Below are 23,653 nucleotides of genomic sequence, written 5' to 3' on the forward strand. Positions count from 1 at the left end.
CACGTACCGACGCAAAGTACAGTGAGAAAGGCAGTAAACGAGTATATTAACCTGTTCGATAACGGTCACACCATCTCATCGCCCGAACACTTCGATCGACTATGGCAGAGGATCGAGCGTCGGCCGGACACCGTAGGACGAGTTGGTCGACCGCCAGATCGCGGTGAAATCTAAAGCAGGATAGCTGCTGTTCGTATCGGCGGGATATGATGTCCCGGCGCCGATCGCGGTCACGCCGGTGAGCGTGCCGGTATCGAGCCCGGCCGCCACCGCCACCCCGGTCGTGCCGAGATCCCAATAGACATCGGTGACGGTCGCCCCCGTATCGTTGAAACCGACCACGCCGCCGACCTGGCTGGTGCCGGTCACCACGCCCGCAGCGTAGCCGCGTATCACCGTTGCGGTACCCGCATTCCAGCCGATGAGCCCGCCGGTCGTGGTGCCGCCATTGACCTTGCCGGTCGCATAGACGTCGCTCACGGTGCCGCTATTCTTGCCGATCAGACCGCCGGTGAGCTGCCCGATGCTCTTGACTGCGCCGCCGGCCCACGAGCGCGCGATCGTGCCGTCATTGTTGCCTGCCAGACCGCCCGTCCAGCGCGCGCCCCGCACCGCGCCGGTCGCCTGCGATCCGGCGATCACGCCGCCGAGCGTATTGCTGCCGGTCAGGCCGCCGACCATGTAATTGCCGGTGACCGCGCCCGACGCGGTCGTCCGGGTCACGAGGCCCTGGTTCTTGCCGATCGCGCCGCCGGCGAAATTGCCGGCCGTGGTGACCGTGCCGGTGGCGCTGCTCCGATCGATCAAACCAAGATTGTCACCCGCCAGCCCGCCGACATGGCCGCCCCCGCTGGTCACACCGCTATCGGACGACGACTGGAGCGAACCCATATTCTCGCCGACCAGCCCGCCGACGAAATCGGTGCCGGTGACCGCCATCGAGCTGGACACGCTGACGACCATCCCGCTTGCGTTCAAGCCGATTAGCCCGCCGACATCGGTGCCGCCATTGACCGTCCCTCCAACCAGCCTGATCCGCTGGATCGTGCCGCTCCGGACGAAGCCGAACAGGCCGACATTATCGGCGGTCGGGCGGTTGATGACGAGGTTGGAGATGCTGTGATTCTGCCCGTCGAGCGAAATGGTCGAGAAGCCGGACAAAGATCCGATCGGCGCGAAGCCGGTGGAAGCCCGCCAGACATCCGAGGGATTGGTCACGGCGGATCCGTTGATATCCGCCGCGAGCTGGTACGACGCGCCTGAATCCGGCGCGACAGCCAGCATTTGCAGCTGGTGGGGTGTCGTTATCTTCGATTGCAGTTCGGACGACAGCATCGGCCGCGTGTCGCCCGACAGGATGACCCAGTAGCTTGCAAAATTGAGCGCGCGATAGGTCGCCTGCGCATAGGCATCGTTGCCCGATGTGCCGCCCACCGCGACCAGATTGGCCCGGGTACCGCCGACGATCGATCCGATGGCCGCCGCCTGCGCGGTCGTGCCGCTATCCCAGTAAAGATTGCTCAAGCTCGTGCTGGCATCCTGCTGGCCCACCAGCCCGCCGAGCGTACCGGCACCACTGACCTTGCCCGATGCGTAACCGAGTTTGAGCGTGCCGACCGCGCTGCCCGATGCGCTGATCCTGCCGACCAGACCGCCCCCGATCGAACCACTCGCCGCGGTGACCGCGCCGGTCGAATAAGCGTTGCTGATGGTGCCGCCGACGTCCCAGCCGACCAGACCGCCGGCGTAATTGCCGGCAGCCGTGCTGGTGACCGCGCCACCGGCATAGGCATCGGTGATCGATCCGGTCGCCGTTTGATAGCCGACAAGGCCGCCCACCCGGCCGTTGACGCCCGCGGTGACCGCCGCGATCGACGAGGATTTGGTGATGATACCATAATTCCAGCCGACGAGGCCGCCGGCCTTGGCGCCCTTCACCACGCCGGTCGACGCGCTGTCGGTGATCAAGCCGTGATTGATGCCGACAAGCGCGCCGACCGCATCGGTGCCAGTGATATTGGCGCCGACCAGCTGGATCCCGCTGATCACGCCGTGAGCCCCGAGTACGCCCACCAGCCCGACCGATCCGTACTGACGGCTCATGGCGAGGCCCGAAATCACCGCAGTCCCGCTCGCCTGAAGCAGTCCCGTGAACGGGTTCGTATCGTTGCCGATCGGAATGAAGCCCGCCGCGGCCCAGATGCCCGAGGGGTTGGCGGTTTCGCTGAGATCGATCTCGCCCTTCACCGTATAGTACGCATCGCTCCGCAGCGCGGCGAGCTGCAGCGCATGGCCGTTCGTGATGACGTTCGACGCTTCCATCTTGAGCAAGGGCCGCGTGCTGCCTTCGATCATCACCCAGTGGCCGCTGGCGGAGAAATCCAGCCCGCCATAGCTCGCCTTTTGATAGCGCGCCGCGCCGGTCAAGCCGGTCGCCCCGATCGGCGCTCCACCCGAGATACCGGCGGCGACGCTGCGCCCGCTGGTCGTGACATCCCAGTAAGATGACGAAACCGTGCCATAATTAGCCGAACAGGCCACCGCCTGCCGTCCCGGTGATCTTGCCGCTGGCATAGGACGCGCTGACGACGGTGTGGCCGTCGGCATTGCCGATCAGGCCGCCGGCATAGGGGCCCGTGCTCGAAGACGGGCCAGCGTAGGTCACCGAACCGGTGGCGGTGCCATTGGTGACATCTTTACTCGCCTGGCCGGCCAACCCGCCGACCGAGGTCGTTCCGCTGACGGCGGCGGTAGACATGTTGGAATCGTTGATGCCGGCGGACACGCCGACGACACCGCCGACCGATCCATTGCCCGACACCAGCCCGCCGACGAGGTTGCCGGTCAGCTTGCCGTTGGCATGACCGGCGATGCCGCCCGTCATATAACCGCCGGTGATATTCGCATTGACGAGCGTGACGTCCTGGACGCTGCCGTCCACGAAGGCGAACAGCCCGGTAAAATACGAGTTGCGCGGCCGGTTGATCGTCAGGCCGGTGATGGCGAAACCGTTGCCGAAATAATTGCCGCGGAACGAGCTTGCGGCGCCATAGCCGCCGGCGCTGTCGCCGATCGGCACGAAGCCCTCGCCCGCGTTCATGCCTGCGCTGGAGGACGCATCGATATTGGCATTCTGGAAATAATTGCCGTTGAGGGAGACGCCGATCGCCTGCAACTGCGCCAGATTGCTGATCAGATAATAGGTCGTGAGCCCCGCGCCACCGCCGAGGTGGCTGCTGAAATCGACCGGCGGGGCATAAGCATCCTGATGATAATAGATGCTCAAGGTACCGGGCGTCGTCACCTTGACGCCCGTTCCGAACGTGACCGTGCCGATCCCGGTGCCTGAATTGTCGGCGCGTAAAACGATCTTGCCCGCGCCGACATTGGACATGTTGCCGTTCACGTTGATGTCGCGATACGCGCTGAGCACCAGCGCGTGCGCGCTGTTCCAGGCGAGCGGTGCTGCGAGCGTGATGTCGCCCGAGCCAGCCGGGTTCTGCGCGCCGGGACCGCTGGCGCCCGTCTGCGTCGTCTTGATCGTCACGTCGCTGGTGAAAAGTGCGGTGCCGATTGTCGACGCGGCGGACGCATTGATAGTCAGGTCATAGGGATCGATCAGCCAGTTACCGCCGCCCGTATCGATCGTCGCACGCGTGAAATCGACATGATCGCCCGACGTCTCGATGAAGCCGCCCGCCCCGCCCTTGGCGCGCGCCGAAAGCGTGCTTTCGGCCACCAGATCGCCGCCCTCGGCGATGAGGTACAATTTGCCGTCCTTCGCGCCGACCCCGGTCGCCTGGGTCAGTCCGCCGGTATTGCCCGCGAGCGCGTAGACATTGCCGCCATTGGCGCGCAGTTCGGCCATCGCCGCCTTGATCGCACCACTGTTGGTGACCGATCCGCCGCTCGTGCCCACCCGCACCGCGAACTTGCCCGCGTCGGTGGCGATGTCGCGCAGCAGGACCGCCGAACCCGAAAGCAATCCCACCGCCCCGCTGGCCGCAATCGTGCCGTCATTGGTCACCGACGCCGCGCTCAGCACGATGTCGCCGCCGAGCGTGCCGATCCGGCCGAAGTTGACGACCGCAGCGTTCGACGTGCCCGACAGCGCCAGGTCGCCGCCCGCCATGAAGCGATCATTGTCGATGCCGAGTGTCGAGGCGACGAAGCTGCCGCCGACATCGACCACGCCGCTTTTGCCGACGACGACACCATTGGGGTTGATCAGATAGACCGAACCGCTCGCCGACAGCAGGCCGTCGATCTGCGACACGCCGCCGCCTTTGACGCGATTGAGCGTCGCGCCGCTCCCATTGTCGAACCGCACAATACCGCCACTGCCGATCGAGAAACCCGACCAGTCGATGACCGCGCGCGTGCTGCTCTGGGTGACGGTGACCTGCTGCGGACCGGTGCCGATATTGACCGATCCGGCGCCGACGACTCCCCCATTGGGCAACACCGGATTGGCCAGCGCGACCGATGCCGCCAGCATCGAACCGCCGAGGAGAAAGAGCGCCTGAAGGCCCTTCGAGCCCGAAAAACGCGCGGGCGCGGCGGCCGAATCAAATCGTCTCATGGCGTTTCCCCCGTAACGCTTGTCTGGCGCCATCTAGCACGGTTCGCCGCAACGTGCAGCGGGAAAGGCAGTAAATCATTTTATTAACCTGTTCAGAGGACAGGCATTCACATGTTCACAAAGGTTTAGCTCGGCATGTTTATCGTAACGCCAGCTTCTTTCCAGCTATTACGAACTGGCTAATCCTTGAGCGCAGCCTTCACAGCCGGCACCATTCGCCCGACGATGATCTGCACACCTTTGGGATTAGGGTGCAACCCGTCCGCCTGGATCAACGTGCGATTACCCGCCACGCCATCAAGGAAGAAGGGATAGAGCCGCGCACGATATTTGGCGGCGAGCGCCGGATACATGCCATCGAAGGCGCGGCGATAGTTCGGCCCGAGGTTCGGCGGCGCCTTCATGCCTGCGACCAGGGTACGGATGCCCCGTCGCTGCAACTCGGCGAGGATCGCGGCGAGATTGGCGCTGGCCTGAGCGGTGGGCAATCCGCGTAGCATGTCGTTGGCGCCGAGCTCGACGATCACGAGATCTGGCTTCACGCCCAGCCCACGCAACCCCCACAGCAAGCGGGCCCGTCCCTGCGCGCTGGTGTCCCCCGAAACCCCGCCATTCTTCACCGTCGCCGGTACGCCCGCCCGGCGCAGCCCGGCCTCGAGCTGATTGGTGAAGCCATCCTTCGGCAACAGGCCGTAACCCGCGGTGAGACTATCCCCCAACGCCCAGATCAGCGGGCCGCCAGCGTAGGCCGGCGCAGATATCAATGCTGCACCTGCAAACACGGCATGGACAAGCAGCCTGCCGACACCATATCGCGAACGCCGTGCCATCCTCAGCCTTTCCATCATCACCGCCTGCGGATAGCATCGCGATCGAGGCGCGCAATCTTGCGCTGTCGCTCGGCCGCCCGCCCGCCCGTGTCGATATCCTTCACGATCTCGATCTGATGGTAAGCACCGGCGACAGCGTCGCCCTGCTCGGACCATCGGGATCGGGCAAATCCTCGTTGATGTCCTTGCTTTCGGGGCTCGAACAGCCGACCGTTGGCAGCGTCCTCGTCGGCGGGCTCGATTTCGCGCGGCTCGACGAGGATGCGCTGGCGATCGCGCGGCGCGGGCGGATCGGGATCGTGCTCCAGGCCTTCCATTTGCTGCCGACGATGAGCGCGCTCGAGAATGTCGCGGTGCCGCTCGAACTGGCCGGCGAGCCGGACGCGTTCGATCGCGCGGCACGCGAGCTCGATGCGGTCGGGCTAGGCAAGAGACTGCGCCATTACCCCGCCCAGCTTTCGGGGGAGAACAGCAGCGCGTCGCGATCGCCCGCGCTTTGGTCGGCCGCCCGGGCCTGCTTTTCGCCGATGAACCGACCGGCAATCTCGACGCCGCGACCGGGGTTGCGATCATGGATCTGCTGTTCGAACGCCATCGTGAGACCGGGGCGACCTTGTTCGTCATCACGCACGACGCCCGGCTCGCCGAGCGCTGCGCGCGCGTGGTCGAGCTGGCCGACGGACGTATCGTCGCGGACCGGCGCAACCGGTGACGCTCGGCTGGCGGTTTGCGCTGCGCGACCTCCGCGCCGGCGGCCGCGGCCTGTGGCTGCTCGCTCTGTGCCTGTTCCTCGGCACGGCTGCGCTCAGCGGGATCGGCAGCCTCTCGGCCAGCATTCTCGGCGCGCTCCAGACGCAGAGCCGCTCGATTCTCGGCGGCGATCTGGAGATGCGCGTCTCGCAACGCCGCGCGACGGTCGAGGAAGGCGCCGCCTTCGCCGCGGCGGGCACGGTGTCCGAGATCATCCGTAGCCGGGCGATGGCGGAGCGGATCGACGGGCGCGGTTCGGTGCTGGTCGCCTTGAAGGCGGTCGACGATCGCTGGCCCTTGATCGGGCAATTGATGGTCAAGCCAAACGTCCGCCCGCACGGGTTGCAGGCGGTGATCGCGCCGGCGCTGGCCGATCGGCTCGGCCTGCATGTCGGCGATGCGGTAAGGATCGGGCTCGCGCGGATGCGGATCGTCGGGCTGCTCGCGACCGATCCCGACAGCCTTGGCGAGGGTTTCAATTTCGGGCCGACCGTGCTGATCGATCAGGCCGGGCTCGATGCCACCGGGGTGATCCAGCCGGGCAGCCTCTACGAGAGCCGCTATCGCATGCTGCTGCCGCGCGGCACCGATGCGAAGAAGCTCGGCGACCATTTCACGCATATGTTCCCCAGCGCCGGCTGGACCGCCCGCGCGCCCGATGAGGCGGCCGGCACCCTCAGACGGGGGATCGAGCAGCTCGGCCAGTTCCTGCTGCTGGTGGGGCTGGCAGCGCTGGCGATCGCCGGGATCGGGGTCGGCAGCGGGGTCAGTGCCTATCTCGCCGGCAAGACCCGTGCGATCGCGACCTTGAAGGTGCTCGGCGCCCACTCTCGCACGATCGCAACGATGTTCCTGATCCAGCTTGGACTGGTGGCGGGGGGCGGCATCGTCGCCGGACTCGCTGTCGGTGCCGCTTTGCCGTGGCTTGTGACCGAGGTGGCGGGCAGTGCGCTGCCGGTGACGCCGCAGCTCGGCCTCTATCCGGCGCCGCTGCTGGTCGCGACCGGGCTCGGCGTGCTTGTGGCCTTGCTGTTTGCGCTGCCGGCGCTGGCACGCGCCCGATCGGTGCCCGCCGCGACCCTGCTGCGCGACGCCCTCGCCTCCACCTACCGCCCGAGCCTGATCGTCGTCGCCGGCATGATCGCACTGTTGCTCGCCCTGATCGCACTGGCGGTGCTGACCGCGAGCGACCGGACGATCGCGCTCGGCTTCGTCGGTGCGACGATCCTGCTCGTGGCAGCCTTGTGGCTGCTCGGGCTGGTCTTGCGCTTCGTGCTTGCGCGGCTGCCGCGCCCGCGCCGTCCGCTCTTCCGGCTGGCGCTTGCCAATCTCCACCGGCCGGGCGCGCAGACCGATCGGCTGGTGGTGGCGCTGGGGCTCGGCTTCTCGCTGTTCGTGGCGCTGGCGGTGATCAACACCAGCCTGTCGAGCGAGATCGCCGCGGGCGCGCCCGCCAAGGCGCCGCGTTTCTTCATCATCGATCTCCAGCCCGAGGATGAGGCCCGCTTCCGCACACTGGTCAACGGCGCGGCCCCCGGTGCGACGATCGAGGCAGTGCCATCGCTGCGCGGCGCGATCGTCGCGCTCAACGGCCAGCGGGTCGCGGACATGAAGAGCCCGCCCGATTCCTGGCTGCTGCGCGGCGACCGCACCATCACCTGGTCGGCGCCCATCCCTCCGCGCAACCATGTGACGCAGGGCCAATGGTGGCCGGCAGATTATCACGGTGCCCCGCTCGTCTCGATGGAGGATGGCGCCGCGCAGACGCTCGGCCTCCATATCGGCGACACGATCACAGTGGCGGTACTGGGCGTCGAGGTTCCAGCGAAGATCGCGGCGTTGCGCAAGGTCGATTGGGGCGGGCTCGGGCTCAATTTCGCTTTGGTGTTCGCGCCCAGTTACATTCAGGAAGCCCCGCACAATCTGCTCGCGACCATCTACGCACCCCCTGCCCGCGACAATGCTATCGCGAGCGCGGTTGGCCGCGCTTTGCCGTCGGTGACGATGCTGCGCACCGGTGATGTGATCAGCCAGGTGAGCGATATCCTGGGCAAGATCGGCTTCGCGATCCGCGCGGCGGCAGCGGTGACGATCGCGGCAGGGATCATCGTGCTGATCGGCGCGGTGACCGCATCGGGGCAGGCGCGGCGTTATGACGTGATGATCCTGAAGCTGCTCGGCGGGAGCCGCCGTCAGGTGCTGCTGGGGCAGGCGATCGAATATCTTTTGTTGTCGGCCCTGCTCTCGCTGGTCGCGGTGGCGGTGGGTGTGCCGGCAGGCTGGTATGTGGTGGCCAAGGTGTTCGCCATCGCCTGGGCACCCGACCCTCGGGCAATTGCGTTCACGCTCGGAGCGTCGATCGCGATCACCCTGGCGGTGGGGATACTCGGCAGCCTGCCCGCGCTTCGGGCGAAGCCCGCGCAGGGATTGCGAGACCTCTAAGACCCTCCGTCACCCAAGCGAAAGCTGAGGTCTCCGGCGAGTCGAGGGCGCTCACTTCCTCCCTAAGATGCCAGTTTTCGCCGGGGTGACGGCTCTCGCCTCGTTTGCAGGCCAATCAATAGCCCACATATTATTTGCTTACCTAGCTATCTTTCCAAATGCGACAAACGGCGGCTCCACGTCGGACAACGCATTTCGTCGCCACTCGCTTAATCAAGCGTGCGAGGGTCGGCCCAACCGGCCCCGATAAAACACATAGGAGAGGGTATGGACCGGACCTGCGCACCGCGGCGAGCGCCGCGTTGGGATAATCGCGTCAGCACGACAGCATTGGCGCTCGGCCTGGCGGCTCTTGCCGTCCCGGCGCACGCGCAGGACGCCGGGAAGCCGTCCGAACCGGTGATCAACAGTCAGGCCAACGCCAACGCGGCCGAGAGTCAGCAGGACATCGTCGTCACCGGATCGCGCATCGTGCGGCGCGATTATGTCTCGAACACGCCGATCACGACGGTGCAGGATGCGGCGCTGGAAAATACAGGCAGCTTCGCGCTCGAAAGCAAGCTGCTCCAGCTTCCGCAATTCTCGGGCGCCGGCAACAGCCAGTTCGCGACCGGCTATTTCAACAGCGGCGCATCGACCCTGAACCTGCGCAATCTGGGCGAGAATCGCAATCTGGTGCTGCTCGACGGGCGGCGCATGCAGCCGGCGACGCGCGATACGCTGGCGGTGGACATCAACACCATCCCGTCGGCGCTGATCTCCAGCGTCGAGGTCATTACCGGCGGCGCATCGGCAGTCTATGGCGCGGACGCGGTGGCGGGCGTCACCAACTTCAAGCTCAAGCGCGATTTCACGGGCGTGGCGCTCGACGGCTATTTCGGGATCACCGATCGCGGCGACAACCGGATCGTCGATCTGTCAGCGACGATCGGCGGCAATTTCGCCGATCATCGCGGCAATGCCGTGCTGGCCTTGAGCTATTCGGATCGCGGGTCGGTCGACAATGCCGACATCCCGTTCCTGAAGGACGGCTTCCGCCGCGGCACCCTGCCCTCCTCGTCCAACTTCCTCGGCATGGGCGATTACAACCCGACCCAATCGACCAACCGCCCGAGCCAGGCGGCGCTCAACGCCTATTTCGGCCAGCCGCAGAATGGCGGCGCACCCGCGGGCGCTGTCAGCACGACATCGATCATCGGCTTCAACACCGACGGGTCGCTGTTCAACGATCAGGGCGCCGCGATCTACAATTACCGGGGCACGCTCTATCCGCGCTTCGCGATCGACACGACCACCACGCCCGGCACCGCGACGCTCAAGCAGAATTATCTGGCGGATACGCTCGCGTCGCTGCCGCTGAAGCGCTGGTCGGCATTCGGCACCAGCACCTACGAACTGACGCCGGACATCACCGCGTTCGGGCAATTGCTCTACACGCATTATGACAGCGTCACGATCGGCGGCCCCCCGACGGCAGCCAATAGCTGGCACGTCGACGTGCCGCGCGATGCCGCGCACCCGATCCCGGCGGCATTCGCGGCCTTGCTCGACTCCCGCGCCGACCCGAACGGTTCCTGGGGGCTCAACAAGACACTTTCGTTCTTGGGCCCCGGCATCGTCGACCATGCCAACGACGTCTATCAAGGCATGGTCGGGCTGCGCGGCAAGATCCCGGGCAGCGATCTCACCTGGGAAGTCTATGGCTCGCACGGCGAGACCCAACTCACCGATCATGGCCGCTCGGGTTTCGCATCGCTCACCCGCTACGCACAATTGATCCAGGCGCCGAATTATGGGGCCAATTTCAAGAACGCCAACGGCAGCTGCACCAGCGGCATCAATCCCTTCGGCGAGCAGACCGGGGTTGGGGTCCGCCCGATCGGCGACGCCAGCCTGCCGCAGGTGTCGGCCGACTGCATCCAGTTCGTCAACCCGTTCTGGACCAACCGCACCAAGATCAAGCAGGACATCGTCGAGGGCACGATCCAGGGCAAGGTGCTCAAGCTGCCGGCGGGCGACGTCCGCTTCGCCGCGGGCGCGAGCTATCGCAAGACCTCGCTGCGGTTCGATGCCGACAAGGCCTTCACCCCCGACCAGAATTACCGCTCCGATCTGGCCGGCCAGTTCGGCATCCAGTCGGTCAGCGGATCGGATGCGGCGCGCGAAGCCTATGCCGAATTGCTCGTGCCGTTGCTCGACGATCTGCCCTTCATCAAGCATCTCGAGGTCGATCTCGCTTACCGTTACTCGAACTATGTCCACGCGGGCGCGACCAACACCTACAAGGCGGACATCAGCTGGCAGGTCTTCGATGCCTTGCGGCTGCGTGGTGGTTACCAGCGCGCCGCGCGTGCGCCCAACGTCTACGAGCAGTTCGGCCCGCCGACCCTGGTGTTCGATGCCGCGACCGACGCCTGCCAGGCCAATGTCACCGCTTCCTATGCCAACATCCCGTCCAACCCGAACCGGGCGAAGGTGCAGCAGCTCTGCCGCACTTTGATGGGGACCGGCGCGCCGCCGATCCTCGATCCGGTCAACGATCCGCTGGGGCTCAACAATTATGTCGGCGGCGGCGTAACCTCGATCAGTTCCTATCCGCGCGGCAATCCGGATTTGAAGCCGGAGAAAGCGGATACGTTCACGGTGGGAGCGGTGTTCGCACCGCGCTGGAACCTGCCGGGGGATGCGCGGATCAATCTGTCGCTCGATTATTACAACATCACCGTGAAGGGCGCGATCGGCTATATCGGCGCGGACCTGAGCTACCAGCTCTGCTTCAATGCCAACGGCCAGAGCAACCCGACCTACGATCCCAACAATATCTATTGCAAGACGATCGGCCGCCAGAAGGAGGTGGGCACGGGCGCGCCGTCGGGCGTGTTCAGCCTTTATCTGAACCAGGGATCGATCAAGACCAGCGGTCTCGATTTCCAGAGCGACGTGCGCGTCCAGGTCGGCCCGGGCCGCGTGGGCCTGAACGGCATCGTCAACTATCTCGACAGCTTCAAACGCCAGGTCGGCCCCGGCGCGCCGACGCTCGATTATGCCGGCTATACCGGCGGTTACTTCCGCTGGAAGACCTACACGACCCTGTCCTACACCTTGGGCGGTGCGGAACTTGGCCTGCGCTGGAAATATCTGTCGTCGGCCAAGACGCAGGATTATATCGTCACCGCGTGCAAATCGACGGTCTGCTTCGCCGACACGCCGAGCTACAGCCTGTTCGATCTCTACGCGAAAGCCCGCCTGAACAAGGTCTTCACGCTGCGCGCCGGCGTCGACAATCTATTTGACAAGAACCCCCCGCGGGTGCGCGGTATCTATGGCAATACCGACGTCCAGAATTACGACATTCTGGGACGGCGTTATTACGGGGCGATTTCGGCGAAATTCTGAAACAATGTTCCCTCTCCCCTTCTGGGGGAGAGGGAACATTGGTCCCCTCGTTACAAGTGGTCAACCACCTGATCGTGGCGGAAAGCACCATCATTTGCTACAGTGAGCGGATGATCAGGTCCTCAGCCGAGTTTGTCCGCCTGAGAGACAGCGAACGCGCGGAAGAGTATCAGCGTGCCGCCAACGAAGAAGCGCCCGACGCTGTTTGGCTGGAAATTATTTCACGCTATCCGAGCATGCGCACGTGGGTCGCCCATAATAAAACGATTCCGCTGGATATTCTTCGCTTGCTTGCCACCGACAAGAGCCCAACGGTCCGAAGCGCAGTGGCCAGCAAACGGAAGCTGGATGCCAAACTGTTCGAACAATTAGCACATGATTCGGACGAAGGTGTTCGCGCGAGTGTGGCGAGCAACGCCAAAGCTCCACGGCACTTGCTGGAAGAGTTAAGTCGGGATTCGGTCTCCTTCGTTGCGGAGGCCGCTCGTCAAAGGCTCTGAAAACGCATCCCGCGTTTGCTTCCTCCTACTCCCCCGCATCCAGCTTCGTGCGATACAGCTGCCCATAAGGCTTCACCGCCAGCCAGATCAGCAGCACCGCGATCGGCCCGATCGCCAGCCGCACGCCCACCAGCACATAGCGCAGCTGCGATTCCGAGGTCGCGATATTGTCGGTGACGAGCGCCACCAACGTCGGCCCCAGCGCGCCGCCCAAGGCACTGATGATGAACAGATACATCGCGTTGATCTGGCCGCGCATCTCGTTGGGCGTGGCGATCTGGATGGCGGCATTGTAGCTCGGGCCGCCCATCACCCCGAGCGCGCCCGCGGCGCAGGTGCAGGCGAGCGCGAGCCAGGGGCTCGGCATCAGCGGGCCGATGATCCCGAACGGCAAGGCGGTAAGCTGCGCGATCATCAGCATGCGCAGATTGGCGTCGTCGTGGCGACGGCCGAGCCATTCGGCCAGCTTCGTGCCGAGCCACAGCCCGAACAGCGACGCGACCAAGGTGGTGGTGCCGATCAGCGGCCCGGTCTTGGCCGGGCCCCAACCGTAAGTGCGCTCGTAGAAGGCCGCATTCCACGCGCCGAGCCCGTAACTCTGGATCGACATCAGCAGGATGCCCGCCAGCAGCGGAAAATGCATCGCGCGTTGCTCGACGATGAAGGCCAGCACTTCGCGCAATTTGTAGCCGCCGGGCCGTTTTCCACCGCGGCGCACCGGTTCGGGCACGGTGAACATCACCAGGGCCGAGACGATCAGCCCGGGAATGCCGACCGCCATGAACACCAATTGCCAGTTGCGGATAGTGCCGCCGAACGGCAGCGGGATCGGCTTCACGTTGGCGAGCAGCCCGATCAGCACGCCGCCGACCACGAGCGAGAGCGCCATGCCGCCCATCACCCCGGCATTGAGGATCGCGAAGGCGCGCGGCAGGCGCTCACGCGGCACGGCATCGGCGATCATCGAGAGCGAGGCGGGGCCGTTGACGGACTCGCCGCCGCCGACCAGCGCGCGGCTGAAGAACAGGCTCCAGAAATTCTGCGCCAGCCCGCACAGAGCGGTCGCCACGCTCCACACGGCGAGACCGCCGGCGATCACCTTCTTGCGCGCGCTGCGATCGCCGACGCGCGACATGGGAGGCCCGACCGCGACGTAGAAGAAGGTGAAGGCGAAACCGATGAGGACGCTGACCTGCGTGTCGGTGAGGTGAAGGTCGCGTTTGATCGGCTGGACCAGCAGCGACATCACGCCGCGATCGATCTGTGCCAGCATCGAGATCACGGCGAGTACCCAGACGGTGTACCAAGCGCGCGGCGACGCGCCCGCAATCGTGCCGGCGCCCGGGGCCGCGGCGACAGGCGCCTCGCCCGCCACGCCCGGCCCGTGCGCGGATGCGGCGCCGGCGGCGCCCGCACCACCCGTATCGATCGCCTCGGCCTTCATCCTCGCTCTCCCGTCGCGCCTGTAGCGTGCACATGGGTCTTCGCCCAATCTGCCTGTGCTAAGCGGTGGAGAGGCCTACGTCCTTGACCGGTGTGGCGCGACCGTTTGACGCTGCTGGAAAGCTAAGCGCCCGCTCCCCTTCAGGGAGAGGCCTTTGGATTAGGCAAGCCCGTCGATCGCCATGCGGCCGAGACCGGGATCATCCGTAAAGAAGCCGTCGATCCCAGCCGCGAGGTACCGCAGCATCTCCGCCACGGAGCCTTCGGGATTGCGCGCGGCGTCGCCCGCGCCGTTGCGGAAATCGGCGGCGAGGAAGTAATTTTCCGGTCGGAAGGTATAGGGCATCACCAGCAGCCCCGCTTTATGCGCATCCGCCGTCACCGGGCTCGGCGCCGCGAGGCGCTTGTCGGGACCGAGCGGAATGATCGTGCGCGTATCGGGCGCGAAGATGTCGGCATAGGACGCCATTTCGGTCAGTCCCACCGGGGTGGTCATGCCGCCATAAGTGAGCTTGCCGCCCGCCTTGACCACATCGGCCGGCCGCAGGTCGGGCACGTCGCCCGAGGTGAGCTGCATCAATTGCAGCCCGTCGCGCCGGCCGAGCTTCGATCGGATATATCTGAGATTGGCGATCTCGAACGACTGGATGACCAGCGGGCAACGCTTCGTATAATCGTGCGCGGCGAGCGTCGCGAGGAAACGATCCTCGAGCGGCATGCCGATCGACTGGAAGTAGGTCGAGTGCTTGAGTTCGGGCACCAACCCGATCGTCCGCCCGCGCGCCAGCGATTCCGCTGCCGCGAAATCGATCATCTCGGGCCAGGTGACGAGATCGAAGCGCCCGTCGAGCGCAGCATTGTCTGGCCGGAGCTGGGGCAGGCGCTCGACCGCGCGCAGGGTCTTGAGTTCGGCCAGCGTGAAATCCTCGACGAACCAGCCGGTCTGGCGCTGGCCATCGATCACCTTTTCGGTCTTGCGATCGGAAAATTCAGGATGTTTCGCGATATCGGTGGTGCCGGCGATATTGTTCTCGTGGCGGATGATCAGCACGCCATCCTTGCTGATCACCAGATCGGGCTCGATGAAATCGGCCCCATCGGCCACCGCCTTGGCATAAGAGGCGAGCGTATGCTCGGGCCGCAAGGCCGAGGCGCCGCGATGGCCGAAGACGAGTGGCTTGCGGCGCGGCGGCGCGCCCATGCCCGCGCCCCAACCGGCCGAGATCAATCCGGTTGCTCCCAAGGCCTTCAATGCCTCCCTGCGCAACATGTCCATCACCCTTCTTCGAAAACCGGCCGATTGCGCCTTTGCGTGCGGGTGCGTTGCGATACCATGACAAAAGTCGACAAAAGCGAATTGGTTTGACGACGAACCATGGCCGTGGGAGTTCGCGGCACGGGGAGACAAGGCGAACCATGGCCGATCCGACCGAAATCGAACTCAAGCTGGATCTCGATCCCGCAGATCATGCGGCGATCGCGGCTGCGCTAGCGGCCGAGCCGGGCGTCGATGCGCATCTGGTTTCCACCTATTTCGACACGCCCACCCTCGCCCTGCGCGACAATGGCCTGACCCTGCGGGTCCGCAAGACCGACAAAGGAAATATCCAGACCGTCAAGGCCGCCGGCAGCGCCGCCGGGCTGTTCGCACGCCCCGAATGGGAGCGCGGCATCGACGGCGACCTGCCTGTCATCGATGCCGCCAGTGGCCCGCTGGCGAGTTTGCTGCAGGGCGAGCCCGTCGCGGAGCGCTTCACCAGTGATATCAACCGTACGATCTGGACGATCGCCCGCGACGGCGCGACGATCGAGATCGCGCTCGATCGCGGCGAGGTCCGCGCGGGGGAGCTGACGGCAAGCCTGTCCGAGCTTGAACTGGAACTCAAGGCCGGAAGCCCGCCGGTCTTGTTCGCGCTCGCCCGGACGTTGGCCAAATCGGCGAAGCTGCGGATCGGTGTGCTATCCAAATCCGAGCGCGGCTATGATTTGGTCGAGGGGCGCCAGCAGCGCGCATTCAAGGCCGAGCCGATCCTGCTCGATCGCCACGGCACGGTGGGCGAGGCATTCGGCGCGATCGCGCAATCGTGCATCCGTCAGTTCCGCCGCAACGAAGCCCTGCTGCTGGAGAGCGGCGATGCCGATGCAGTCCATCAGGCGCGGGTGGGCCTGCGGCGGCTGCGATCCGTTTTCTCCTTGTTCAAGCATCTCGTTCGCGACGATCCGATCGCCGACCGACTGCGTGAGGAGCTGAAATGGCTGGCCGGCAGTCTCGGCGATATCCGCAACCTCGATGTCCTGCTCAAACGTACGGATGGGACGGTGCACCGGCGGCTGGCGCGCGAACGGGCCAAAGCGCTGAAGCTGGCCAAGGCCGAGCTCACCTCCGATCGCGCGCTCGCGATTATGCTCGACCTCGCCGAATGGCTGGCCATCGGCGACTGGAGGGATCAGGAGGCGGCGACGGCGTCAATCGCCCCGGTGGCGGTAAGCCTGCTCGACCGCCATCGTCGCCGGCTCAGGAAGCGCGGCCGACATCTGGCGAAACTCGACGATGCGCATCGCCACCATGTGCGAATCGAGGCCAAGAAACTGCGCTACGCCGCCGAATTCTTCGCGTCCCTCTCACGGGGCAGGAAAGCATTGCGCAGACAGCGCGATTTCCTCGAAGCGATGGAGACGTTGCAAGACGAACTCGGCCTGCTCAACGATATCGCCACCGCGCCGGGGATTTTCGCACGCTACAAGCTTGGTGACCCGCCCGAGCCTAAGGATCTTGGCGCGTTGCTGAAGCGCGCCGAGAAGGCGCTCGAGACGCTGGTCGAGGCGAAAAGATTCTGGCGTTAGAAATTCCTCCGTTCCGGGGAGGGATTTATCGCGCATATTCCTTCCACTCTTCGTGCGTCCACGCGGCAACCCGCTTGGCCGCGTGTCTCAACCAGCCCGATTTCATCGCCGCAAGTTCGGTCTTCACCGCCAGCGCACCACCCTCCGCGACGTGAATCGAAGCGAGTTCGGCGCCCATGGCACTGAACAATTTGCCGCGGCGGGCCGCGTCGATCTTTTCGAAATCGAGCTTGCTGTTGTCGGGCGCGAGCCGACGCACGACATAACGATCCGCATAATGCAGGCGTGGATCGGGCGATCGATAAGCGCCATGCGCTGCGCGCTCGGCGAGCCCATCGATGCGTCCCGCCATCCAGACCGATGGCAACATTGCCTTGATCTCGGCGGCGACTGGACCGCCGCGTACATTGCCCAGCGCGACGAAGCGCGGGCGGCCGAGGCTGCCCGCGCCCGCCGAGCGACGCGCGATGCGAATGTCGACCACCGGCCCGAGCGCATTCAGCAGCGGCGCCTCGAACGACGCGGGATCGCAACCGGTCGGTTCCGCCTCCTCGCGTTTTTGCCAGAAGTCCTTTCGTTCGCGGTCGGTCGCGGCGAAGGCGTCGCGCAACCAGAGATGATCGCGCGCCAGCACGAATGGGCCAGGTTCGAGCAGCGCTTTCGCGTAGCCGTCGAGGATCTGATCCGCGACCTTGCCGGCATGATGGCCGTCGCCCGCGAGCACGAGGCTGACCGCGAGCCGCACCAGATCGAACGGCCAGGGCAGCATCGCTGCCTCGTCATAATCGTTCACGCCCCAGACGAGGCGGCCAAAGGTATCGCGCCACAATCCGAAGTTGCCCGCGTGCGCGTCGCCGACCGACGGCACGCAACGCGCATGCGCCAGATCGGGGCAGAGCGCGGCCGCATTGCCGGCCCAGCGGAAGCAGGTCGCACGGAGAAACAGGAACGCATCGCGCCGCATCTTGTCATGCTTCTCGACAAGATCCGCTTCGACGAAGGCGCTGCCAAACGCCGCGCGCAAGCTCGCCTCGTAACGGGCATTCGCTTCGGCAAAGCTGGTCGAGGTCATCGCGTCGGTCTCGCGCGACAAACGCGCGCTGCATAGAGGAATTCGGCAGATATCAGCGCGCGGAAATCGCCCCGCCGCCTATGCCGGCTCCGACGCGACGCACAAATAGCCGATTACCATGATAACCAGCCCGAGCCGCCGAAGGCATCGATTCCGCCGCCTGAGGAGCCAGCTTCGCATCCGACTAAAACCGGTCGAGCGCGACGCAAGCCGGCGCACGCGCGAGCAGCGCGCGCGATTTTGAATGTGTCATGGCTATTTTCCCCCGGTTCCCCTGGCGTCCCTTAGAGATCGGACGGGACAAACCGGTGACGTGCCCGTGACAGCTTCGTGAAGCCCCGACGCGCAAAAGGTGCGCAAGGTTTCAAGAAAGCGATGCGACAGCCTCGGATTCGCCCGCTACGATTCCTGTTTTCAAGCGCGACGAGGATCGAGACGTGCGTGTGCTGCTGATCGAGGACGACGCCGAGTTGGCCGATCATGTGAAGACGCGGCTCGAAAAACTCGGCCACCCGGTGGTGCTTGCGACCGATGGCGCCGATGGCGCGGCGCGCGCGATCGATGGGGATTTCGATATCGTGATCCTCGATCGAATGCTGCCGCGGCTGGATGGGGTCGCCGCGCTCCGCAAGATGCGCAGCGCCGGCGTCGGCGCGCCCGTGCTGATGCTCACCGCGCGCGGATCGATCGAGGATCGGGTCGAGGGGCTCGATGCCGGCGCCGACGATTATCTGGTCAAGCCGTTCGCGCTGGCCGAACTGGCCGCTCGGGTCAGCGCGCTCGGTCGGCGCGCCCGATCGCCCGACCATGACGGGATCGTGGCGATCGGGAGCATCCGGATCGACCGGGTCAACCGCAGCGTCACCCGCGCCGGACGAACGATCGTCCTGCATCCGCGCGAATTCCAGCTGCTCGATACCCTGATGCGGCATGGCGGACGCACGGTGACGCGCGCCATGCTGCTCAAGGCGATCTGGCGCTTCGATTTCGATCCGGAAACCAAGATCGTCGAAAGCCACATGAGCCGGCTGCGCGCCAAGCTGGATGCGGGCTTCTCGATCGGCGCGATCGAAACGGTGCGCGGCGAAGGCTATCGGGTGCGCGGCGATGCCTAGGCCGGCGACGCGGACCGCCTATCGCATCGCTGGCTTCTATGCGCTGAGCTTCGCAATCGCGTCACTGATACTGGGCGCTGCGATCTGGGCGTTCGCCAGCCATACCTTGCGCAGCGCGCTAGACGATCGGTTGCAAAGCGAATTGTCGACCCTGATGCGTGCCGGCGCACGCGAAGGCCGCGCCGCGCTGATTTCGGACATCATCGCGCGCGATCTGGTGCCGAGCGGCGGCGGCTATCTGCTGATCGATCGCGACGGCCATCGCATCGCCGGCAAGGTCGATACGACGATCCCGCGCCCGGGGCTGAGCGATGTGCAGCTGACACTCGGAAGCGGCGGCACGGAGCCCGGGCGCGCCGCCGCGGTCCACCTGGCCGATGGTGAGACATTGGCCGTGATCGGCGAAGCCGGAACGCTCGCGCGGATCGAGAAGACATTGCTCGCGATTTCGGGGCTCGGTTTCGGCCTGATGGTTGCGATCGGGGTCGGCGGCGGTTTCCTGATCGGCGCCTCGATCCACCGCCGGCTGGGCGCGGTGGACGATGCCGCGCGCGCGATCATCGACGGCAACCTCGCCCAGCGCATGCCGATCGGGCCGCGTGACGACGAATTCGATCGGCTGGCGGGCACGCTCAACCTGATGCTCGACCATATCGGGCAGCTGATGGACAGCCTGCGCCACGTCTCCGACGATATCGCCCATGATCTGCGCACGCCGCTCGCACGATTGCGGGCGATCCTGGAAGAGGCCAGCGATACCGCCGACGCGGAAACCCAGCGCAACCTTATCGACAAGGCGCTGGTCCGGATGGATTCGGTTATGGCGCTGTTCGGCACCATCCTGCGCATATCGGAGATCGAGCGCGGTGCCGTGCGGGGCCATTTCGCGCCGGTGCGGCTTGACTGGCTGGCCCAGGAGATGATCGAAAGCTACGGGCCGGCCGCGCAGGACGGCGGACGGTCGATCGTTGCCTCGATCGCCGAAGGCGTCGCCACGTCGGGCGACGAGGGACTGATCGGTCAGGCGATCGTCAACCTGATCGAAAATGCGATCAAGCATACCCCGCCCGGCACCTGCATCACGGTCACGGTGGCGAGACGAGACGGACATGCCGTGCTGACCGTCGCCGACGATGGCCCCGGCGTGCCGACCGGGGATCGCGCGCTGGTGCTGCGTCGGTTCGGGCGGGGCGAAACCAGCCGTTCGACAAGCGGGTACGGGCTCGGGCTGACGCTGGTCGCAGCCGTCGCCGCGACCCATCGCGCCGAGTTGATCCTCGACGATGCGTCGCCCGGGCTGGCGGTATCCCTGGTATTTCCACCGCCGGTTTGAAACTTTGCCACCTTCAGGCGGGGGCCTTGCCTTCGCCCCCCGAACGTCGCCAGTCGAGCTCGACAATCGGAGACCGGCTATGCGCACGCGCATCTTCACCCTTCTATCGGCCACGCTGATGGTGGCGACGCCCTTGTCCGCCGCGGTTGCGACCTATGCGGTAAGCGGCAGCATAGCCGGACCCGATGGCGGTTGGGACTATGCCAGCGTCGATCCGGCCACGCGCCGCCTCTATGTCGCACACGGCGCGGCCGTGACCGCAATCGATCTGGCAAGCGGCAAGGTGACCGCGGCGCTCGCGCCGGCTACCCGTCCGCACGCTGTACTCCCGATCCCCGGCACAACCTTATTGCTCGAGACTGACGGCGGCACGGGCGCGGTTCGTCTGGTCGACGGCATGAGCGGCGTGGAAAAGGCGCGAATCCCGGTCGGCGAAAATCCCGATGCCGCGATCTGGGATGCCAAACGGAAGCGCGCGGTCGTGATGAATGCCAAATCCGGCACGATCATGCTGATCGATCCGCTTGCCGCCAAGGTCACCGCGACCCTCGCCCTGGCGCCGGCGCTTGAATATGCCGCGTTCGACAAGTCCGGGCTCCTCTACGTCAACAATGAGGATCGCAACCAGATCGCGGTGGTCGATCCCGATCGGATGACCTTGCTCGGCTGGATCGCGCTGGCGGGATGCGACGGGCCGACCGGCATGGCCTATGCCCCGACCGCGGATCGTATTGTCACGGCCTGCGGCAATGGCGTCGTCGCGATCGTCGATCCGGCCACGCGCAAGATGGTCGCCAGCCTGCCGATCGGAAAGGGCGCCGATGCGGTCATTGCCGATCCGGCCCGCCGACGGTTGTTCGTGCCCTCGGGCTCGGGCACATTGGCCGTCCTGGCCGAGGCGCGCGGCAAGATCGGCCTGGTCGAGACGGTGACGACCGAACCATCCGCCCGCACCGGCGCGGTCGACCCGACGGACGGCAAGATCTATCTGCCGGCAGCCACCATGGCCCCCGCCGCAACGCCCGGCGCGCGGCGCCAGATGGTTCCCGGCAGCTTCCATCTGATCGTCGTATCGCCCCGATGAACCGAATGCGCGGGCGAATAGGGGCGGCGGCCCTGTGCGCGGGACTGGCCTCCTGCGCCACCTATCGCCCGGCCCCGTTCGCCCCCAACGCGATCGGGGCGGTGCGCGCGGAGCGGAGCCTGCCGGCGGGACAAAGCTGGACGACCGCCGCCCTTCTCACGCAAGCGCTCGATTGGGCGCCGTCGATCCGCGAAAGCGCGGCCAATTACCGCAGTCTCGCCGCCGCCGCCCACGCCGCGCGCGTGCCGCTCCCCGCCGCGCTGCAACTCACCGCCGAATATTCGCACGACGACAATCCCGACAAGCCGTGGCTGGGCAGCGGCACACTCGATCTGCCGCTCGATTTCGGGGGGCGGCGCAATGCGCGCGTCGACGCCGCCGATCTGGCGGTGGTCCAGGCACGCTACGATTATGGCGAGGCCGTATGGAGCACGCGATCCGCGATCCGCCGGGCGACGATCGACCGCCTGTTCGCCGATCGGCTGGCCCCCCTGGCAGCGCGCGTGCTGGCCCTGCGGCAGGATCGCCACGACAAACTCCAGGCGCGCGTCCGCGCCGGCGAGGAAGCCCGGCCGATCTCGATCGCCGCGCAGCTCGAACTGGCCATGGCCGAGCGGCGTATCAGGGATATCGCCGCGCGGCGGGCGCAGGCCGATGTCGCGCTCGCCAACGCGATTGGGGTCGATCCGGCGGCGGTGGCCGGCATTGCGCTGGCACCGCTCGATCCGGCGGTGCCGATCCTGCCGCCCGCCGATCTCGCGCGACTACGTGGCGAAGCATCGGCCGGCCGCCGCGACATCTTGCGCGCGATCATCGATTACGACCTTGCCGAAAATGCGGTGCGGCTGGAGATCGCCAGCCAATATCCCGCGATCCGCATCCAGCCGGGCTACACCTATGAGCGCGGGCTGGTGAAATTGCCATTCGGGGTCAACCTCCAGCTTCCGCCGATCGACTTCAACCGCGCCGCCATCGCCGCCGCCGAGGCGAAACGCGCGCAGGCCGGCGCCAAGCTCGAGACCCTGCAATCGACCGTGCTGGGGGACGTCGACAAGGCCGCCGCCGCGCTCGATGCGCAGGTCGCTGCCGAGCGGCTCAACGCGACGCGCGATCTGCCCGCCGCCCGCCACCTCGCCGATCGCGCCACTGCCAATCTGCGCGGAGGCGAAGGCGATCGGGTCGACGAGGATGCCGCGCGAGCCACCGCCGCCGAGGCCGAGTTCGCCTCGATCGAGGCATCGCGGCTGGCCTGGCTCGCTTTGGTCGATCTGGAGGATGCGCTGCGGCGCCCGACCGACCCGCGCGACGCCGCAATATTGGAAACCGCGATGAAGCGACTGGGAGAGACGAAGTGACGCGATGGCCGGCAGCCTTGCTGTGGTTCGGCATGGCGACCATGCTCGCCGCCGAGCCGCCCAAAGCGGTGTCGATCGATGCCGCGACGATGCGCAAGCTCTCGGTGACGACCGCGCCGGTCCAGGCCATGACCCGATCGGCGACGACGACCGGCTTTGCCCGCGTGCTCGATCCGATTCCGCTGGCACAGCTAGACGCCGATATCGCCGCGGCCGGCCCAGCCGCCTTCGCTTCCGCCGCGGAAGCCAAACGCAGCCGCGATCTGTTCGCCGCCGATGCGACCATATCGCGCAAGGCCGCCGAGACCGCGACGATGCAGGCGCGCGCCGACGGCGCCAAGCTCGCCTTGCTGCGAAGGCGGCTGGGCCTGGAGTGGGGGCCGGCAATCGCGCGGCTCGGCGATGCGCGGCGCGCAGCTCTGGTCGAGGCGCTATCGAGCGGACGCGCGGCTTTGGTGCGGATCGACAGCGCCAGCGGCACCGGGCAAGCCGGCCTGCACAGCGTGACGCTCGATCTGGGCGATCTCGGCACCGTCAATGCAACCATCCTCGGCCCCGCACGAGCAGCCGATCCCCGCCTCCAGTCGCCGGGCCTGATCGCACAGGTTGCGGGGCCGAAAGCCGGGCTGCTGTCAACCGGGCTTTCGGTGCCAGCCAAATTGTCGGGCATAGCGGTGAGCGGCAGCTTTGTTCCCGGCAGCGCGGTGCTTCGGCTCGATGGCGCAAGCTGGGTCTACCGCCAGACCGCGTCGGGCACCTTTGGCCGCATCCGCCTGCCGGGCGTGATTGCGGTTCCGGGCGGGCTGTTCGTCAGGGGCGGCATTCGCGCCGGCGACCGCATCGCCACCAGCGGCGCAGCCGCGCTCTATGCCGCCGAGCATGGCGGCCATCCGGTGGACGACTGAGC

The 23,653-nt window shown here is 66.2% G+C and carries 15 protein-coding genes and 1 pseudogene; 10 read left to right on the forward strand and 6 right to left on the reverse strand.

Annotation, left to right across the window (positions count from 1 at the left end):
- Window positions 1-99: 99 nt before the first annotated feature.
- The 3 genes from AB4Z44_RS13265 to AB4Z44_RS13275 all read right to left on the reverse strand — a co-directional run bounded on the left by AB4Z44_RS13265 (window position 100) and on the right by AB4Z44_RS13275 (window position 5,412).
- Window positions 100-2,541, reverse strand: coding sequence for a beta strand repeat-containing protein (locus AB4Z44_RS13265; protein ID WP_404710171.1), 2,442 nt, complete (start codon window positions 2,539-2,541; stop codon window positions 100-102).
- Window positions 2,525-4,582 carry a filamentous hemagglutinin N-terminal domain-containing protein gene (locus AB4Z44_RS13270; protein WP_404710172.1) on the reverse strand — a complete coding sequence of 686 codons (2,058 nt, stop codon included), beginning with the start codon at window positions 4,580-4,582 and terminating at the stop codon, window positions 2,525-2,527. The genes AB4Z44_RS13265 and AB4Z44_RS13270 overlap by 17 nt, the downstream gene beginning before the upstream one ends.
- Window positions 4,583-4,761: 179 nt before the next feature.
- Window positions 4,762-5,412, reverse strand: coding sequence for an arylesterase (locus AB4Z44_RS13275; RefSeq protein WP_404710173.1), 651 nt, complete (start codon window positions 5,410-5,412; stop codon window positions 4,762-4,764).
- Between the two features lie 35 nt (window positions 5,413-5,447).
- Between AB4Z44_RS13275 and AB4Z44_RS13280 the strand changes: the two are divergent.
- The 4 genes and pseudogenes from AB4Z44_RS13280 (at window position 5,448) to AB4Z44_RS13295 (ending at window position 12,500) form a co-directional block, all read left to right on the forward strand.
- A pseudogene (locus tag AB4Z44_RS13280) lies at window positions 5,448-6,124 on the forward strand (ABC transporter ATP-binding protein).
- Window positions 6,121-8,604, forward strand: a complete 2,484-nt coding sequence (locus AB4Z44_RS13285; RefSeq protein WP_404710174.1) for an ABC transporter permease — start codon at window positions 6,121-6,123, stop codon at window positions 8,602-8,604. The pseudogene AB4Z44_RS13280 and the gene AB4Z44_RS13285 overlap by 4 nt, the downstream one beginning before the upstream one ends.
- Window positions 8,605-8,871: 267 nt before the next feature.
- Window positions 8,872-12,000: a TonB-dependent receptor domain-containing protein gene (locus AB4Z44_RS13290; protein ID WP_404710175.1), complete on the forward strand. Its 3,129-nt coding sequence runs from the start codon at window positions 8,872-8,874 to the stop codon at window positions 11,998-12,000.
- Window positions 12,001-12,038: 38 nt separating this feature from the next.
- A complete protein-coding gene (locus AB4Z44_RS13295; RefSeq protein WP_404710176.1) occupies window positions 12,039-12,500 on the forward strand; it encodes a hypothetical protein in 462 nt (153 codons plus the stop codon).
- A gap of 25 nt (window positions 12,501-12,525) precedes the next feature.
- Here AB4Z44_RS13295 and AB4Z44_RS13300 read toward each other — a convergent pair whose 3' ends face one another.
- Together AB4Z44_RS13300 and AB4Z44_RS13305 are read right to left on the reverse strand one after the other, a co-directional pair.
- Window positions 12,526-13,944 carry a spinster family MFS transporter gene (locus AB4Z44_RS13300; protein ID WP_404710177.1) on the reverse strand — a complete coding sequence of 473 codons (1,419 nt, stop codon included), beginning with the start codon at window positions 13,942-13,944 and terminating at the stop codon, window positions 12,526-12,528.
- Window positions 13,945-14,103: 159 nt separating this feature from the next.
- Window positions 14,104-15,213 (reverse strand): glycerophosphodiester phosphodiesterase, encoded by a 1,110-nt coding sequence (locus tag AB4Z44_RS13305; RefSeq protein WP_404710178.1) that lies wholly within the window; start codon window positions 15,211-15,213, stop codon window positions 14,104-14,106.
- Here AB4Z44_RS13305 and AB4Z44_RS13310 point away from each other — a divergent pair.
- Window positions 15,195-16,787, forward strand: a complete 1,593-nt coding sequence (locus AB4Z44_RS13310; RefSeq protein WP_404710179.1) for a CHAD domain-containing protein — start codon at window positions 15,195-15,197, stop codon at window positions 16,785-16,787. The genes AB4Z44_RS13305 and AB4Z44_RS13310 overlap by 19 nt on opposite strands.
- Before the next feature lie 25 nt (window positions 16,788-16,812).
- Here the strand turns inward: AB4Z44_RS13310 and AB4Z44_RS13315 are convergent, their stop codons facing one another.
- Window positions 16,813-17,880 carry a DUF2252 family protein gene (locus AB4Z44_RS13315; RefSeq protein ID WP_404710180.1) on the reverse strand — a complete coding sequence of 356 codons (1,068 nt, stop codon included), beginning with the start codon at window positions 17,878-17,880 and terminating at the stop codon, window positions 16,813-16,815.
- A gap of 416 nt (window positions 17,881-18,296) precedes the next feature.
- Here AB4Z44_RS13315 and AB4Z44_RS13320 point away from each other — a divergent pair, with 416 nt between their 5' ends.
- The 5 genes from AB4Z44_RS13320 to AB4Z44_RS13340 all read left to right on the forward strand — a co-directional run bounded on the left by AB4Z44_RS13320 (window position 18,297) and on the right by AB4Z44_RS13340 (window position 23,651).
- Entirely contained in the window at window positions 18,297-18,974 is a 678-nt protein-coding gene (locus AB4Z44_RS13320; RefSeq protein WP_404710181.1) for a response regulator transcription factor, read from the forward strand.
- A complete protein-coding gene (locus AB4Z44_RS13325) occupies window positions 18,967-20,307 on the forward strand; it encodes a sensor histidine kinase (RefSeq protein ID WP_404710182.1) in 1,341 nt (446 codons plus the stop codon). The genes AB4Z44_RS13320 and AB4Z44_RS13325 overlap by 8 nt, the downstream gene beginning before the upstream one ends.
- A gap of 79 nt (window positions 20,308-20,386) precedes the next feature.
- Window positions 20,387-21,391 carry a YncE family protein gene (locus AB4Z44_RS13330; protein WP_404710183.1) on the forward strand — a complete coding sequence of 335 codons (1,005 nt, stop codon included), beginning with the start codon at window positions 20,387-20,389 and terminating at the stop codon, window positions 21,389-21,391.
- Window positions 21,392-21,396: 5 nt separating this feature from the next.
- A complete protein-coding gene (locus AB4Z44_RS13335) occupies window positions 21,397-22,746 on the forward strand; it encodes a TolC family protein (protein ID WP_404710184.1) in 1,350 nt (449 codons plus the stop codon).
- The gene (locus AB4Z44_RS13340) at window positions 22,743-23,651 is read left to right on the forward strand and encodes a hypothetical protein (RefSeq protein ID WP_404710185.1); all 909 of its coding nucleotides are present in this window, start codon (window positions 22,743-22,745) and stop codon (window positions 23,649-23,651) included. The genes AB4Z44_RS13335 and AB4Z44_RS13340 overlap by 4 nt, the downstream gene beginning before the upstream one ends.
- Window positions 23,652-23,653 lie beyond the last annotated feature (2 nt).

Origin of the sequence: Sphingomonas sp. MMS24-J13, assembly GCF_044905095.1 — a bacterium.
Taxonomy (GTDB): Bacteria; Pseudomonadota; Alphaproteobacteria; order Sphingomonadales; family Sphingomonadaceae; genus Sphingomonas_I.